General features: G+C 54.1%; 13 protein-coding genes. 9 read left to right on the top strand and 4 right to left on the bottom strand.

The features are described 5' to 3' along the window. Positions 1 to 627 carry a GyrI-like domain-containing protein gene (locus tag NSS83_RS07085; protein WP_341185039.1) on the bottom strand — a complete coding sequence of 209 codons (627 nt, stop codon included), beginning with the start codon at positions 625 to 627 and terminating at the stop codon, positions 1 to 3. A gap of 700 nt (positions 628 to 1327) precedes the next feature. Between NSS83_RS07085 and NSS83_RS07080 the strand changes: the two genes are divergently transcribed. Next, positions 1328 to 2791 carry a response regulator gene (locus NSS83_RS07080; protein WP_341185040.1) on the top strand — a complete coding sequence of 488 codons (1464 nt, stop codon included), beginning with the start codon at positions 1328 to 1330 and terminating at the stop codon, positions 2789 to 2791. A gap of 60 nt (positions 2792 to 2851) precedes the next feature. Here the strand turns inward: NSS83_RS07080 and NSS83_RS07075 are convergent, their stop codons facing one another. Continuing rightward, positions 2852 to 3295, bottom strand: coding sequence for a MarR family transcriptional regulator (locus NSS83_RS07075; RefSeq protein ID WP_341347959.1), 444 nt, complete (start codon positions 3293 to 3295; stop codon positions 2852 to 2854). Positions 3296 to 3463: 168 nt separating this feature from the next. On the opposite strand from NSS83_RS07075, the gene NSS83_RS07070 reads away from it, so the two are divergent. The 3 genes from NSS83_RS07070 (at position 3464) to NSS83_RS07060 (ending at position 6558) form a co-directional block, all read left to right on the top strand. Beyond that, positions 3464 to 4918, top strand: coding sequence for an MFS transporter (locus NSS83_RS07070; RefSeq protein WP_341185042.1), 1455 nt, complete (start codon positions 3464 to 3466; stop codon positions 4916 to 4918). A 197-nt stretch (positions 4919 to 5115) separates the two neighbouring features. Beyond that, entirely contained in the window at positions 5116 to 5562 is a 447-nt protein-coding gene (locus NSS83_RS07065) for a carboxymuconolactone decarboxylase family protein (RefSeq protein ID WP_341185043.1), read from the top strand. A 96-nt stretch (positions 5563 to 5658) separates the two neighbouring features. After that, the gene (locus tag NSS83_RS07060) at positions 5659 to 6558 is read left to right on the top strand and encodes a sigma-70 family RNA polymerase sigma factor (RefSeq protein ID WP_341185261.1); all 900 of its coding nucleotides are present in this window, start codon (positions 5659 to 5661) and stop codon (positions 6556 to 6558) included. 196 nt (positions 6559 to 6754) lie between these two features. Here NSS83_RS07060 and NSS83_RS07055 read toward each other — a convergent pair whose 3' ends face one another. Then, positions 6755 to 8110, bottom strand: a complete 1356-nt coding sequence (locus tag NSS83_RS07055) for a PFL family protein (RefSeq protein ID WP_235218574.1) — start codon at positions 8108 to 8110, stop codon at positions 6755 to 6757. A 28-nt stretch (positions 8111 to 8138) separates the two neighbouring features. After that, positions 8139 to 8408: an ACT domain-containing protein gene (locus tag NSS83_RS07050; protein WP_341185044.1), complete on the bottom strand. Its 270-nt coding sequence runs from the start codon at positions 8406 to 8408 to the stop codon at positions 8139 to 8141. Positions 8409 to 8641: 233 nt separating this feature from the next. Between NSS83_RS07050 and NSS83_RS07045 the strand changes: the two genes are divergently transcribed. From NSS83_RS07045 to lspA, 5 genes are all read left to right on the top strand, one after another. Continuing rightward, on the top strand, positions 8642 to 10276 hold the full coding sequence (locus NSS83_RS07045; protein ID WP_341185045.1) for a diguanylate cyclase: 1635 nt from the start codon (positions 8642 to 8644) through the stop codon (positions 10274 to 10276). Between the two features lie 49 nt (positions 10277 to 10325). Next, a complete protein-coding gene (locus NSS83_RS07040) occupies positions 10326 to 10697 on the top strand; it encodes a response regulator (protein ID WP_341185262.1) in 372 nt (123 codons plus the stop codon). Beyond that, the gene (locus NSS83_RS07035; RefSeq protein WP_341347958.1) at positions 10684 to 13971 is read left to right on the top strand and encodes an ATP-binding protein; all 3288 of its coding nucleotides are present in this window, start codon (positions 10684 to 10686) and stop codon (positions 13969 to 13971) included. Before NSS83_RS07040 ends, NSS83_RS07035 begins: the two co-directional genes overlap by 14 nt. A 603-nt stretch (positions 13972 to 14574) precedes the next feature. After that, entirely contained in the window at positions 14575 to 15549 is a 975-nt protein-coding gene (locus NSS83_RS07030; protein ID WP_341347957.1) for an aldo/keto reductase, read from the top strand. Between the two features lie 210 nt (positions 15550 to 15759). Then, positions 15760 to 16224 carry a signal peptidase II gene (lspA, locus tag NSS83_RS07025; protein WP_341185050.1) on the top strand — a complete coding sequence of 155 codons (465 nt, stop codon included), beginning with the start codon at positions 15760 to 15762 and terminating at the stop codon, positions 16222 to 16224. The last annotated feature ends 229 nt before the right edge of the window (positions 16225 to 16453 follow it).

Here is a 16453-nt window from a genome sequence, read left to right as displayed (position 1 = left end):
TTAATCCTGCCGGGCGGCCTTGAACCGCAGCACGGTCCGCAGCTTCTCCGGGCGGGCACGCCGGGCATCCGAGATATAGATTTCGCGGTGCAGGAGAGACTCCCGCAGCAGTCCTTGAGCGATGCAAAACTGCTCCATTCTTGCAAAGCTGTGCGGCTCATCATCATAGGGGCCGATATGCAGCATTTGTACGCTGAGGCCGTCTTCGCAGCGGGCGAAGACAGCCTTGTCCAGCAGCGGGTGCGGCTTGCTGCGCTTGACCTGCTCCAGCACTTCTGCGGCAAGCAGAGGGGTCAGAAAATCCGGCTGGCGGATCATTAAGGTGTATACCAGCTCGTTCTTATCAAGAACGGCTAAGCGGCGTCCGGCTTCGCTGAGATCCCATACCCCTTCCAGCGGGAAGACGGTGTAGTCGTAGTAGTTTTCGGGTGCGGAGCCTTTTCTCGGCAGCATCTTGACTGCATAGGACAAGGAATACAGCACAGCGACCGCTTCTGCGAATGCGCTATCGTTCGGATTACCTTCACCCCGCAGGGTGAAATAAGGGAAGGCGGGTACCTGAATCAGCCCGGGTTCGGCGGGGGGCAGATATAGGGCCTTGTCTTGTTTTCTCCATTCAAATTTCATTTGGGTCACCTCAGTTCATAGGATTGTGCTGCATTCAGCATATCATGCGAACTGGACAGGTATATGTCAGGTTGGATTCTGGCGATGGATGGATAAGCTTGTTAAACCCTATCCACCCAAAATCTAAGGGACCGGGGAGATCTTATCCCCGTGAAAACGCCATTTTTTGCAGCGTAACGGACTCAGGCGACCTTACAGTCTCTTTATGAGACGTTTCGGAGCCGAAGTGCAAAGGATAAGGGTTGTGGAGTCCGTAACTCGCCCAATTGGCGACTTTCTTCCCAAAGAAGAGTACCACAGTCCGTTACGCTAAACTAAACGCCCCTGATGAACAAGGCCCGCTTGAAAAAAAGATGTAATTCGAAGGGGAATTGCGTCTGCTCCACCATTTTAAATCCGATGCACTACTAGTATCTAATAGCAGAAGTGGAGTTGTTTATACGGCGGATATTCTGCCTGTGAGCAGCTCTTTTTATGTTGTATAAATCATGTGATCCGGGGACAACAGCGGCCGGAAGTCCAAATGTTCACCGCAGGGACGGCCCAGCATCGGGTTCAAGCCTTAAGTGCGGCCTTTTTATTTTCAGAATAAACAAAATATGGTATTGTATCTATATATTGAAACGCTTCCACGTAGAGCAGTGAGAAAGGCGGAATCCAGTATCAATCATTATTCCTATCAAAAGCAAGGAGGATTTCGATGATTAAGGCTGTTGTCGTAGATGATGAGCGTCTGGTGCGCAAAGGTTTCATCTCACTGCTGGATTGGCCGTCCTTCGGGGTGGTGATTACCGGAGAGGCCAGAGACGGGCAGGCGGCACTGGAGCTGCTGCGCGAGCAGGAGACGGATCTGCTGTTCGTGGATCTGTCAATGCCGGGGATGACCGGGTTCGAGCTGATCCGGGAAGTGAGGCTGCGGTATCCCGCGGTCCGCTGCGTAGTGCTGACCTGCCATCATGAATTCGATGAGGTGCAGGAGGCGCTGCGGCTGGGAGCGGTAGATTACATTGTCAAGACGCTGCTGGAGCCGGAGAATGCCGATGTGATCATCCGCAGACTGGTGGAGCGGATCAGGTGGGAAGACGGGAACAAAAGCACTGCTGCAAAGGCAGAGCAGAGGGTGATCGCTGAGGACAAGGCGCTGCTCTTTGTGCCGCTTACGCCGGAACTGAAGGAAGAGCAGCTGTATGCGCTGTCTCTGGTGAGAAATTCCACACTACTTGCTGTGCGGGGGATGTGGTTGTCTCCGCTGCCGTATCCTGTGGATGCAGCGCGGATCGCAGGAGAGCTGGGAGCAGTGCTTGGGACAAGCTGGACAGCGGCGCTGCTGGAGGGGGTGCGTGGTCAGCCGCTGAAGACAATCGCTGCGGTGCTGGAACAGTCGGCCCGGCAGGCGCTGTTCTATGCTGCGGGCGGCCAGGCGGTCCCGAGTCTGCACTATGGTGAACTGCAGGCGCTGGCCGTGCGGCAACGGCCGGAGGCGGGTGTCCCTTCCGCGCTGCTGCAGGCGCAGAATCTCCGCTGGACGCTGGAGCGCAGAGATTGGGACCTGTTCCACAGCGGGGTTGCGATGCAGCAGCCGGACCCTGAGGCGGTGGGGGATTTTGGCCGGGAGCTGCTGCGGAACTGGAGCGGCCTGCTGCTTACGGCGGAGGAAGCGCAGCAGCTCGCGCTGGCGGCAGAGTGCAACCGGCACTGGCGGCATTGGCTGGTCTGGCTGCATCAGTTCACGGGGCATGTCCAGCGCCGGATGATTGAGCTGGGGCTGAGCCAAGAGGTGATGCTCTGCCTGATCACCGCTGTGCGTTATATGAGGAGCCATGCCGGCGATAAAATCAATCAGGGCGATGTTGCCGCAGCTATCCATATGAGCCGCGGCTATTTCAGCCGGTGCTTCGCCCGCTTTGCGGGTGAGACGTTCGGGGAGTGCCTGCGGCGCATGCGCCTGGAGCTGGCGAAAGCGCTGCTGCTGGAGACCCCTGTCCCGGTGTGTGAAATTGCCTGCCGGTCCGGCTTCGGGGATGAGCGTTATTTCAGCAAGCTGTTCCGGGAGCATGTCGGCAAGCTGCCGAGTGAATACCGCGCAGAGGGCTGGCTGCAAGATGCACGCTTCGCAGCTGAACCCGGGGACAGCAAGGACAGTTGGATGTTGTCGACCACTTAATGATTTATAGGGTGCCGTCACCTGTCATACGAGGCCATCGGGTATCCCCATTCGATGCACTCAACCCTGCCCGTTCAGCCGGTCTGAGTTGCGGGTGACCTTGTGGAGCAGATCTATCAGCGTATCCAGCTCACTCCCGGTGAGATCCATGGACAGCTCGCGGTTGAAATCGTCCAGCAGCGTCTGGAAGACAGGGGCGAAGTCGAGCGCTTTGGAAGTTGGATACAGCAGGAAGGAGCGGCGGTCGTTCGGGTCCGTCCGGCGTTCGATGTATCCCGAAGCCTCCAACAGCTTGACGGAGCGGGTGGTTGTCGCTTTGTCACATTTAATCCGGCTGGTCATCTGATCCTGGGTGATCCCCGGATGACTCAGCACCAGCTTTAAAAAGCTATGCTGGCCGCCGCTGCCGATGCCGTAGGGAAGCAGCTCCTTGGCCAGTATTTTTTGGTTCTGACGGTGAAGATGGGAGATCAGCTTCCCGATGGGTTCTCTATTTGAAGTCACAATGGACACCTCGCTGAGGATTATAACGGCAGCCTGCCTTAGGAATGCCGTCTGCCTCAGATCTTACCGTAATTTTGTTGCGCACGCAACTAATTTGCAGTACACTGTGAAGGATTAGTTTGTTGCGCATGCAACTAGATTACATTGGATACAAGAGGGTGTTAGCGGATGAGCAGCTTAGAGGCGACCTATCAGGAGGATGCCGGGATACAGAAGAAGCGCTGGCTGATTCTGATCGTTCTTAATTTGTTTACTTTTATGTCTACACTGGATGGAAGTATTGTGAATATTGCGCTGCCGGTGCTGGTGAAGGAGCTGGGGCTGCCGGTAGCCCAGGTAGAGTGGGTGACAACCGGATATCTGATGGCAATCTGTTCAGTGATTCTGTTCTTCGGGAAGCTGGGTGACATTGCCGGCAAAATCAAGATGTTCAAGCTGGGCATGGTCGTCTTCACTATCGGCTCTCTGCTCTGCGGATTAAGCCACAGCCTGCCGCTGCTCATCGCTTCGCGTGTCGTGCAGGCGGTCGGTGCTTCGATGACCATGGCGAACAGCCAGGGTATTGTTACGGATATTTTCCCGTCAACGGAACGCGGCAAGGCTCTTGGCTTGATCGGAACCTTCGTGTCCCTCGGCAGTATAGCGGGGCCCAGTCTCGGCGGAATTATCGTATCGTCGATGGGCTGGGAATATATTTTCTGGGTGAATGTGCCGATTGGAATGCTGGCGATTGCGCTGGGCTGGAAGGTGCTCCCGAAAGATCTGGTACGCATCAAGTCAGCGATTGATGTCCCCGGCAGCCTGCTGTTTGCTGTCTTCATTGTTTCTCTGTTCGCCGGACTTCTGCTCGGCCAGCAGCTTGGTTACGGGGATACGCGGATTCTTGCCGCCCTCACTGCTGCGTTTATTACCTTCATCGTCTTCCTGATCGTGGAGCTGCGCAGCGCCGGGCCGTTGCTTCAACTGGGCCTGTTCAAGAATCCCTTGTTCTCACTGAGTATATTCTGCGCCTTTCTGGTGTTCGTATCGAACTTCTGCTTCAATATTATCGCACCGTTCTATGCGCAGAATATGCTGAACATGTCCCCCTTTGACGCAGGCTTTCTGCTCATGCTCTACCCGATCTGTATGGTGATTGTCGCTCCGCTCAGCGGGGCGTTGTCTGACAAGATCGGTTCGGAGCTGCTCACCTTTGCAGGGCTGATCGTGATGGTGATTGCCCAGTTCGGGCTGGCCCGGCTGCATGAAGGCAGTCCGGTGATGCTGGTCGGCGTCTGGATCGCCATGCTCGGTATCGGCAGCGGGATGTTCGGCTCACCGAACAATTCGCTGATTATGTCCACGGTGCCGCGAACACAGCTAGGCTCGGCAGGCAGCGTGAATTCGCTGGTCCGTAATGTGGGGATGGTCGTCGGCATTACCGTAGCGACTTCGATCCTGTTCAATGTAATGAGCAGCAAGGCCGGCTACCGGGTAACCGGGCTGGTGGAAGGACGTCCGGAGCTGTTCCTCTCGGGGATGCATGTAGTCTTCCTGACTTCGTCCGGGATCTGCCTGTTATCGGCGCTGCTTACCGGCTGGCGGCTATTCTCTTCGAGAAGGGCTAAGAGCCTGAGCATATAGAGTGTACACAAGAGCAGGGCTGCGGAATTTCGCTGTTCTGCTTTTTTTGAAAAAATCAGAGTTTTGGGGTCCCCGCAAAGTACCTGATTCATCATCGAGCTAAAGCTTCACTTTGTAGGGATGTTATGTCACAACATCCGGCTCCATCTTGTCTACAGTTATGTAGAGCAATACAACCATAATGGAGGCGACTTAACTTGAGTCTACGAATGAATTATCGTGAGGTTAACAGCCCGGCGTTCCGGGCAATGATGGCGCTGGAGCAGCATGCAGGAAGCCGCAGCAAGGATAAAGTGCTGTATGAACTGGTTAAAATACGGGTCTCCCAGATCAACGGCTGTGCGTTCTGTCTGGATATGCATGGCAAGGATCTGATGAAGCTGGGCGACTATGCCGATCATATTCTGCTGCTGAGTGTGTGGCGCGAAGCGCCGTTGTTCAGTGCGAAGGAACGTGTGCTGCTGGAATTTGCCGAGCAGGTCACGCTGATCAGCGAAGCGGGCGTTCCGCTGGAGCTGTACAATAAGATGCTTACGCATTTTAGCGAAGAGGAACTGGTAGACTGGATTATGGCGGTCAATACGATCAACAGCTGGAACCGGATTGCCATTACGACCGGGATGTTCCCGGGCTGCTTCAGCTAAGGATAAGGACAGGAATGTAAGGAAGGAGAGCTGCGTGAAGTGGACAGGGGTAAAATAACGGCACAGGCCGAGACACCTGCAGCTGAGAATCCGGGTATGGAGGAGCTGTACCAGAATTATAAAAGCTATGCCTTTTCCATTGCGTACCGGATGCTAGGCGTGGTTGCCGATGCGGAGGATGCGGTGCAGGATCTGTTCGCCGAGCTGCAGCACCGGGACCGGAGCAGCATTCAGAATATCAAAGCTTATGTCGCCAAAGGCATGACCAACCGCTGCCTCAATATGCTGAACTCGGCACGCAGCCGCAGAGAGACATATATCGGGGAGTGGCTGCCTGAGCCGGTAAGCGAGGGATACGATGGCCCGGAAGCGGTGGCAGAACGCAAGGATAATCTGTCGTATGCTTTTCTGGTGCTGCTGGAGCGTCTGTCTCCCACGGAGCGTGCGGTATTCGTACTGCGGGAAGCCTTCGAATACGACTATGAAGCCATTGCCGGAATGGTAGGCAAATCGGGCAGCAACTGCCGTCAGATCTTCAGCCGGGCCAAGCGTATCCTGATGGCAGAGCCGGCTTCCCGGTTACCCTCGCTCCGATATGGAGCCGTCACCGAGAATCTGCTGGTGCGCTTCACTGCCGCGTTCACCTCTTATGATGTGAGCGGTATGCTGGAGCTGCTGGGCGAGCATCCGGTCCTGGTTGCCGACGGCGGGGGCCGCGAAGTGCATACGATTCTCCGGCCGATGACCGGCCGCCGGGGAGTTACTGCACTGCTGACCTCGAAGCGGGTTATGCACTATTTGCGGGAGTGGAGGCATTCCTTCGGGCTGCTGAACGGCGAACCGGGTCTGATCTTCACCGATCAGGGAGTCGTGAAGTGCGTGCTCTGCCTGAGCACGGATTCCAGCGGGGAACGGATTCAGAATCTGTATCTTCTGATGGACCCTGCGAAGCTGTCCCATATTACCGTACCTCCTGAGCCGCCGCAGCAGCACTGATGTCCTGCAACAACTAATAAGACACGTTACTCTCCCTAAGCGGGAAGGCAACGTGTCTTATTAGTTGTTAGGGGTGATATGAAGAATAATACAAATCACATCATCCGCGATGTAAGTCTTCAGCTCCCAGCGAAATTCAGGGATAGTAAATCAGAAGGTTTAGATGTACAGAATGCAATTAAGCCTGCACGCCCACTTAGTTCTTGAAGCTATGGATTGGCGCGGGAATCCGTCCGCCGCGGTTGACGAAGCCCGCACAACTGAACGGATTGACGGCCATGACTGGAGCGTATCCGAGCAAGCCGCCGAATTCGACCATCTCACCGACGTCCTTGCCGATGACCGGAATGACGCGGACCGCTGTGGTCTTGTTGTTGACCATACCGATGGCGGCTTCATCGGCAATGATGCCTGCGAGGGTCTCCTTGCTGGTGCTGCCGGGAATGGCAATCATGTCAAGGCCTACCGAGCAGACACAAGTCATGGCTTCGAGCTTCTCCAGAGTCAGCGCCCCGCGCTGGACCGCCTGGATCATGCCATGGTCTTCACTAACCGGGATGAAGGCGCCGCTTAAGCCGCCGACATAGGAGGAGGCCATGACTCCGCCTTTTTTGACATTATCATTAAGGATGGCCAGTGCAGCAGTGGTGCCGGGAGCACCGGCTTCCTCCAAGCCCATGACTTGGAAAATCTCTGCGATAGAATCGCCGATCTCGGGCGTAGGGGCCAGCGACAGGTCGATGATGCCAAAGGGCACGTTCAGGCGCTTGGAGGCTTCCTGGGCGACCAGCTGGCCGACACGGGTGACCTTGAAGGCTGTGCGCTTGATCGTCTCGCACAGGGTCTCGAAGTCCTGTCCCTTCACCTCTTCCAGCGCCCGCTTGATCACACCCGGGCCGCTTACGCCCACGTTAATCACACACTCCCGTTCGCCCACCCCGTGGAAGGCGCCGGCCATGAACGGGTTATCCTCGACCGCATTACAGAATACGACCAGCTTGGCACAGCCGATGGAATCGCGGTCCTTCGTGCGCTCAGCCGTCTGGAGAATGATGTCGCCCATCAGCTTCACGGCGTCCATATTGATGCCGCTTCGCGAGGAGCCGACGTTGACGGAGGAGCAGACTCTCTCGGTTACCGCCAGCGCTTCCGGGATACTGTCAATCAGAATCCGGTCGCCCTTGGTGCAGCCCTTCTGCACCAGCGCGGAATACCCGCCGATGAAGTTGACGCCTACCTCCTTGGCGGCCTTGTCCAGAATCTGGGCGACAGGCACGTAGGTATCGGTATGTACAGCGCCGGCAGCAATCGAAATCGGCGTTACAGAGATCCGTTTGTTGACAATCGGTACTCCGAATTGGCGCTCCAGATCCTCCCCGGTCTTCACGAGCTTCTCAGCGGAGCGGGTAATTTTGTCGTACACCTTCTGGTTGAACACCTTCATGTCGGTATGGGCGCAGTCCATCAGGCTGATACCCATCGTAATGGTGCGGACATCCAGGTTCATTTCCCGGATCATTTTATTCGTCTCCTGAACTTCTACAATCGAGATCACTAGTGCTCACTCCTCTCCTCGCCGGTTAAATCCGGTGCATAATATTGAAGATATCCTCATGCTGCAGCTTGATTTCCACACCGATGTCTTCCCCTACCTGCTGAAGCTCCTCCACAATCGCCTCGAACGACTTGCTGGGGGCAGAGATGTCCACGATCATCATCATGTTGAAATAATCCTGCACAATCGTCTGGGAGATGTCCAGAATGTTCAGATTGTGCTCTGCGAGGTATGTACATACTTTGGCGATAATGCCTACCTTGTCTTTCCCGAGTACAGTAATAATCCCCTTCAATTGAAAAGCCTCCCGTTATCCATAATCTATAATCTTCGCTCATTGCCGCATTAACGGAATGAACGATTTTAATTATTATGTCAAATCAAGGATAGGTTATCAACCAAAGCTTTTGTGTCGGGCTGATCAGAGATTTGAGCTTGCATTTTCCTGAGGTTATAATAACATTGACACTTGATGTGAAATATGATTTATTGGAGTTTTGTAGGATAAGCTGGACTGAAGGAGCTATTATGACAACGAGAAAATATAAAGAGCTGGTGGAAGAGCGCACGAGAGAAACTCTGCAGAAATGGTCGGAACAGTCAGCAGTCGAGGAAAAGGATATTTACCGTTTCCTGCATAATCTGAAGGGCACCTCAGGCACTGTGGGTCTCGATGCCGTGGAGGCTTTCTCCGGCAATGCGCTGCTCTATTTCTCGGATGATAACTATAGAAGCTGGACGGAAGCCGAGTGGGGCGATTATATCTACCCGCTGCTGGAGCTGTTCGGGGAGCCGGACAGTAAGGGCGCGGTGCCCCCGCTGACTCCGGGTATTGCATTGTCCCACGGCAATGTCCACCAGCAGTACGAGATTCTGATCATCGACGATGATGTCGAGCTGGTCGCTTTTTTGCGGGAATCGCTGGAGCGTAAGTCCTATTATGTCAGCATTGCGCTGTCGGCCGGACGCGGACTGAAGCTTTTTTATGAGACCAAGCCTGATTTAATTCTCCTTGATATTCTGCTGCCGGACCGCAGCGGGATTGATGTGCTGAAGCAGATTATCGGCAAAGCCAAGAAAGAGCGGATTCCGATCATTATTATCAGCGGCGAGCATTCCATTGAAGTTCAGAAGTATGCCTATTCGCTGGGGGTTATGGATTATATCCAGAAGCCGGTGGACATTGATTTGTTCCTGGTCCTGATCAAGAACCGCTTCGAGCTGAAAAAGGAGTGGCAGGAATCCATCATTGTCGACGAGCTGACCGGGGCGTTCAACCGCAAGTACTTCAACCAGACGATGAAGCAGCTAATCTCCGATTTCAGGCGGACCGGGCGGACCTTCTCTCTCGCGCTCTTGGATCTGGATCTGTTCAAGCAGGTGAACGATACGTACGGGCATCTAATGGGGGACGAGGTATTGCAGAGCTTCTCGGAGCTGGTGAAGCAGTCGATCCGTACGGAGGACACCTTCTGCCGCTATGGCGGAGAGGAGTTCGCCTTGTTCATGCCCAATACGCCTGCGGAGCAGGCGCTGCTGGTGATGGAGCGGATTCAGGCGGCCTTTGCGGCCCGGGAATTTCAGGCCAAACGCGAGAGCTTCCATGTTACCTTCTCCTGCGGGGTGACCGGGGTCACCGAAGAGGTGCCGGATGCCGATACATTAGTTGAGGAAGCCGATCTGGCGCTATATGCCAGCAAGCATAACGGCCGGAACCAGAGTACCCTGTACAGCCAGGATCTGCTGTTGAGCCAGCGTGAGACGCTGCTGAATGTCATTATTGTGGACGATGATCCGCTGATCCGCAGAATTGTGACGACCCATTTCGCTGCCTGGCAGCCTGGGACGAACGCCAGAGTGAAGGTTGCGAGTTATGCGGACGGCGCGCTTCTATTGGAGTCGGACTGGTATGCTCCTGAAGAGAAGTATATTATTCTGCTGGACGGCGTCATGCCGGGGCTTGACGGGCTGGAGGTATTGGAGAAGATCCGCAGCAGCTATCCTGAACTGAACATTCTCGTGATTATGCTGACCGGGCGCAATAACCAGCGGGATATTATCCATGCGCTGCAGATGGGAGCGGATGATTATGTCATTAAGCCGTTCCATCTGCCGGAGCTGCTGACCCGGATTGAGCGTCTGGCCCACCGGTTTCTGTTCTAAATGCAATGCATCCCAAGCAGGGATGACTGAAAGGTGAGAGTGAGCTATGGTGCAAAAGGTATTGATTGTAGATGATGAAGAGGTTCTGCGCATGCTGATTGAGGATACGCTGGAGGATCTTGATAATGTGGAGACCCATACCGCTGAGAATGGGGGCGAGGCGCTCGCCAGGCTGGCGGCAGAACCATACGATCTGGTGATTCTGGATTACATGATGCCCGTAATGACCGGCATTGAAGTGTTGAACGAGCTGGACGGGGAGCTGAAGAACCGGACGCCGATTATGATGCTGACCGCCAAGGCACAGGAGATGGACCGTAACCGGGCTAGAGAGGCGGGAGCCCGGTATTTTATGCCGAAGCCGTTCAGCCCGATGGAGCTGCTGCAGCTCGTGGAGGACATTCTGAGTGAGAAATCTTAAGCTTGCTGACCGGAGCATCAAAACGAAATATTACCGGATTCTTCTTCTCCTGTTCGTTGCCATCATGGCCGGAGGAATCGGTCTGGTCTTCTATATCAATGTCCAGCAGGAACAGCTGGATCACAAGCGTGAAGTGCTGCAACATAAGACGGCAACGATCAACGAGCTGGCGGTGACGCTCAGCGAGGTCTTTTTCCGGGCGAGAGGTTATGTGGCTACCCAGAGTGACAATGAGCTTGCGCTGCTGAACGCTGCGGTTAAGAGGCTTGACGGTATTCTGGAGCAGTACTCTTCCCTGAAGCTGTCAGCCGAAGAAATCCGGTACAGAGATGACCTTAAGGTGTTCTTTGAACAGTACAAAAGCCAGACCTTGCCCGAAGTGATGCGGCTGGTGAAAAATAATGATTATGTGGGAATCCGGAGCTTGTCCCAGAGCGGCAGCACCAAGGCTGTGAACGAATACCTGGGCTATACCAAGCAATTCGAAACCAATTCGGATGCGCTGCTGAATGAGCTGAACTCCCGCTCCATCAGGCAGGCGGATACGTTCACCTTCATTGCTTTTCTGCTTAGTACCTTGCTGCTGCTGTTCTTCACCCTGCTGATCTGGCGGATGCTCAAAATTATCATCGATCCGATTGTGAAGCTGGAGGAAGCAACGAATTCGCTGGCTGCCGGGGATGCAGTTCTGCTCGGTAAGCTGCATAAGCAGGATGAGATCGGGCGGCTCTATGACGCCTTCCTGAATATGGCCCATAGCATCCAGGACAAAGAGGAAGAGCTGATGATGCAGAATGAAGAGCTGCATGCCCAGCAGGACGAGCTTCAGGATCAGCAGTTCAGGCTGGAGCGGTCGCTCAGTGAGATCGAGAGCATGATGAAGGCGCTGAATCAGACCTCTGCCGTCGGCATTCTGTCGAACAAAGGCGTGTTCACCTACGTGAACGATAATCTGAGCGTCTACACGGGATACAAGAGCTCCGAGATTATCGGATACACTTACCGGCTGTTTGAGCTGCATAATATTTCAGAACCACAGGTAGAGCAAATGGTCCGCAAGCTGTCGACCGGCGGCGTGTGGAGCGGGGAGGCAGAGCTTACGGCGAAGGAAGGTTCGCCGCTCTGGCTGCAGCTGACAATCATGCCTTACTTGAACGATGAAGGCCAGATTTACCAGTATATCCTGATTGCCAATAATATTACTTCAATGAAGAATGTGCAGCAGGAGCTGGCGGAGACGCTGAAAAGCACGGAGCAGACGTCCATGATGCTGGAGCTTAACAATCAGCTGAATCATGAAATTACCTATACGCTCGACAAGCATGAATTCGCCGACAAGTTCAACAAATTCATGAACCGCCTGTTCTCGTTCGACTCCAGTCTTTTCCTGCTGGTCAAGGATAAGATAGCGGTGGTCAAAGGGGTTCCGCCGGAGAATGTGGAGCGGTACATCGGTGAGGGCAGCAAGGAGATTCTGTACCGCCTGAGCGTGGAAAAGTCGTATGTGGTGAAGCGGGTAGGCTCAGTCAGAGAGCAGGGGATTTCCGCCAATGAGGTGTATTGTTACGATTACTATACGACTGTAGTGAATGCGGAGGATGAGATTCTGGCGGTCTTCTGCGGAACCCGCATCGGGCATCCGTTCACAGAGGAAGAGACCAGTGAAATTCAGGGGATAATGAACCGGGTCGCCCTGGCCATTGAACGGCTGTTCATGTACGAGGAGATCGAGAATGGCCGTGAGCTGAACCGGGATATTGTGAACAACGTCAATGAAGGCATCCAATTCGTCAACACGGAGGGCGTCATTCAGCATATCAACAAGGCGCTGAGCCAATTGTTCAGCTATGAGGACTGGACGGAAGGCATGCTGATTCCCAAGGAGCGCTGGATGGAGCATTTCACCCGCCGGGTGAATGAATCGGAGGAGCTGGGTCGCTTTTACCTGAAAGCGATGTCCGAGCATAACGTTGACTCCAGTGCGATGAAGTACTCCATCGGTAAGGAAGACATGAAGCATGTGGATGCCTATGCCATACCGGTCTTCCGCCGGGAGGTCCGGGTGGGGACGCTGTTCGTTCACCGGGATATCACCCGCGAGTATGAGCTGGATCTGATGAAGTCGGAGCTGGTCAGCACCGTCAGCCATGAGCTGCGGACGCCGCTGTCGAGTGTACTGGGCTTCACGGAGCTGCTGCTGTCCAAAACGATGAAGCCGGAGAAGCAGCTGAAATATCTGGAGACGATTCATAAGGAAGCCAAGCGTCTGACGGACCTGATTAACGACTTCCTGGACCTGCAGCGGATGGAGTCCGGCACACAGTTGTACAATGTGGAAAAGGTCAACCTTAGCGAGACCGTCCTGAGTGTCATAGATCAGTACAAGCTGAGCGGTACCCACCATATTCTGCTGGAGGATGAGGCGCTGAATCCCGGGGTTGAGGTAGACAAGGATAAAATTATCCAGGTGCTGACCAACCTGCTGAGCAATGCGATCAAGTTCTCGCCGGGTGCCAGTGAAGTGAAGGTCATGCTTCATAACGAACCGGGCAGCATTATGGTACGGATTCAGGACCATGGACTCGGGATTCCGAAGAATCAGATCGGGCAGCTGTTCCAGAAATTCCGCAGAGTGGACAATAGTGCATCTAAGCGGATTGGCGGTACGGGGCTCGGCCTGGCGATCTGCAAGGAAATTATTGAGAAGCTGAAGGGAACAATCGGGATTGAATCGGTTGAAGGCGAAGGTTCGACGGTATGGTTCCGTCTTCCGGTGATGCAGGCCGAGACCGGCCACCTTGAGGAGGAGCCGTCGCTTAGATGGGGCGCTGGCAAGGAGCAGAAGCCGGATGTGATGATTGTGGAGGATGATTACAGCCTGTCGCTGCTGCTCTCGGAGGAGCTGAAGGGCAAGGGCTTCCGGGTCACCCATCACTATCATCCGCAAAAAGCTTTTGACCAGGCCGTCAAAACGCCCTTCGTAGCGATCGTTGTGGATCTGATGCTGGGCGATGAGCTTGACGGCTGGGATCTGATCCGCATGCTCAAGGACGATCCCCGGACCGAGAAAGTGCCGATTGTAATCTCCTCGGCGCTGGATAAGGACGATAAGAGCATGATGGATAACGTGCAGAAATATCTGACCAAGCCCTATCCGCCAGGCGAGCTGTCGGGTACGCTGCAGGAGATTGTGGACATTCAGCTGAAGACCGGCGAGGTGCTGTTCCCGGATAACGGTGAGGCCGGGCATGGAGCGGCGCTTGGCCAGAGCTAGAGTGGGTATTGAGTGAGTGCTGAATAGTGCAATAATATGATGGATTATAGTTAGTGCGGAACAAGTCTCTTTCGGGGGGCTTGTTTTTTTGTATTTTGGGGGGCTCTAAGGTGGGGAAGGGGATAATGGGGAGCGGAGAAGCGAATGTGGGGACGGGCTAAATGTAATCGAAAAACCGAACACAATTTGCCAGATAGAAGGCGCATGACCAAATGTATGTGGAAAACAACATACATTCGGTGCTGACGCTAAGTAAAAAAATATTTTAATCATATAAGACCGTATTAAAGCATTTACCAAAAAGCAAAAAGAAGCGGAGGGGAAATTTGGAACTGTAGGAGCGATAGCGTCCGCCTGAAAGCTTTCCGCAGGAAAGCTCGCATCGTAAGCAAAAGCTGTGTTTGGATTTCTACCGCGAAGAGCGGTTTTAATCAGGAAATCCAAACCGGGCAGCGGCCGGAGAGCCAAATGTTCACCGCAGTGACGACCAAGCTTTGAGTTCTAATCTTAAGTATCCCGGCAAAACTTGCTTTAGAGTAGGCTCTAAGGGTTATAGTGAATATGAAGCAGCCAATCTAGCAGGAGTGAAAGGGAGGAATTGCGGTGAAGTACAGTTATTTGGGTAAATCGGGGCTGAAGGTGAGCCAGTTGTGTCTGGGGACGATGAATTTCGGGCCGGAGACGGAGGAGAAGGAAGCCTTCAGGATTATGGATGCAGCCCTCGATGCGGGCATTAACTTCTTCGATACGGCGAATGTGTACGGCGGTCAGGACCGCCGCGGCTGGACAGAGGAAATCATCGGCCGCTGGTTTCAGCAGGGCGGCGGACGGCGCGAGAAGGTTGTGCTGGCCACCAAAGTCTACAATGACATGTTCGACGAGCAGGATGGTCCCAATTCCGGCTCAGGCTTGTCTGCCTACAAGATCAGACGGCATTTCGAAGGCTCGCTGCGGCGCCTGCAGACCGATCATATTGAACTATATCAGATGCATCATATCGACCGGAACGTATCGTGGGACGAGCTGTGGGGAGCATTCGAGATCCTCGTGTCTCAAGGTAAAGCCGACTATATCGGCTCCAGCAACTTCGCGGGCTGGCATATTGCTGCTGCCCAGGCAAAGGCGAAGGAGCGCCATTTCCTCGGCCTTGTCTCTGAACAGCATCTCTACAACCTGCTGGAACGGACGCCGGAGCTGGAAGTGCTGCCGGCCTCACAGGAGCTGGGCCTGGGTGTCATTCCATGGAGTCCGCTGGCCGGAGGCCTGTTGGGCCGCAATGCACTCGCCAAGACCGGGGTGCGCAGCGCCCGTTCAGCCAAGCTGGAGCAGCACCGCAGCCAGCTGGAGCAGTTCTCCGCGCTCTGCAAAGAGCTGGGTGAGCATGAAGATCAGGTCGCTCTGGCCTGGGTACTGGCGAATCCGGCTGTGACCGCACCAATTATCGGGCCGCGTACGATGGAGCAGTTCGAGGACTCCCTGCGGGTGACCGAGATCACGCTGGATGAGTCCACGCTGAAGAAGCTGGACGAGATCTTCCCTGGACCGGGCAAGCCGGCACCGGAAGCGTATGCCTGGTAAGCAAAGTCAACGACTGTTAACCATACCTATGGTAAGCAGGGTTTGGAACCCGGCATATCCCGCAGCAGCTGTATGATACGGAATCATCTAACCAATAACGGCCGGACTGTCCCTGATGGGATGGTCCGGCTATATTTTTGTAAGTATCCAGATAAATGTGGTAGACTGATCCTGTGAGTTGAACAACTAGAGAAGATAGGGGAACTGCCGATGCTTTTTTATCTGATAGCTGTCCTCGTGCTGATGCTTGATCAGGCAACGAAATGGATAGTGCGTACCCATATGGAGCTTGGGGAGATCCTTCCTTCCTGGACGCCGCATTTGCGGTTTGAATACTATGAGAACAGCGGCGCTGCCTTTAGCTCATTTCAGGGGTTTGGCAAGTATTTTGCGATTGTTGCCGTGATTTTTGTAGCAGCCATCTTCTATTACCGGCGCCAGGGCAAAATCCGCGGACCTTTGCTCGAAGCCGCCAGCGGTTTCCTGGTAGGCGGGGCCATCGGTAATGCCATCGACCGGGTACTCTATCACCAGGTGACAGATTTCCTGGTCTTCGGGGACAGGGGCGGGATTATGAATCTGGCCGATCTGGCGATCAATGCCGGAGGCCTTCTGATCCTGGTGTACCTGCTTGTAGACCATTTCCGGCAACCAGCAGCCCGCAGACCGTTATAAATTCCAGCTCCATAGCACTCCGTTCTATCATTTTATCTAATGCAACTTATCATAATTAGTAATGAACCCGGCTAAATCAGAGCGTTTTACTGTGATTTAGCCGGGTTTTGTGCATTTTATGCAACTATTTACCTTTTTAAGAACAAGATGGCTGTTATAAGATTCGTTGATCGTTTGCCGGTATTGTGTTAGCCTGAGTTCATGATATTAAGAGGAAAGAAGATTGCAT

Origin of the sequence: Paenibacillus sp. FSL H3-0469 (assembly GCF_038051945.1) — a bacterium.
Classification (GTDB): domain Bacteria; phylum Bacillota; class Bacilli; order Paenibacillales; family Paenibacillaceae; genus Paenibacillus_AQ.
Note: the sequence above shows the minus strand (reverse complement) of the source record. Positions and strands in the feature narration are given on the sequence as shown.

Excerpts from the sequence above, each read along its gene's own strand:
- NSS83_RS07080 (WP_341185040.1), top strand. The coding sequence starts at position 1,328 with ATGATTAAGGCTGTTGTCGTAGATGATGAGCGTCTGGTGCGCAAAGGT.
- lspA (WP_341185050.1), top strand. The coding sequence starts at position 15,760 with ATGCTTTTTTATCTGATAGCTGTCCTCGTGCTGATGCTTGATCAGGCA.
- NSS83_RS07085 (WP_341185039.1), bottom strand. The coding sequence starts at position 627 with ATGAAATTTGAATGGAGAAAACAAGACAAGGCCCTATATCTGCCCCCC.
- NSS83_RS07060 (WP_341185261.1), top strand. The coding sequence starts at position 5,659 with ATGGAGGAGCTGTACCAGAATTATAAAAGCTATGCCTTTTCCATTGCG.
- NSS83_RS07045 (WP_341185045.1), top strand. The coding sequence starts at position 8,642 with ATGACAACGAGAAAATATAAAGAGCTGGTGGAAGAGCGCACGAGAGAA.
- NSS83_RS07070 (WP_341185042.1), top strand. The coding sequence starts at position 3,464 with ATGAGCAGCTTAGAGGCGACCTATCAGGAGGATGCCGGGATACAGAAG.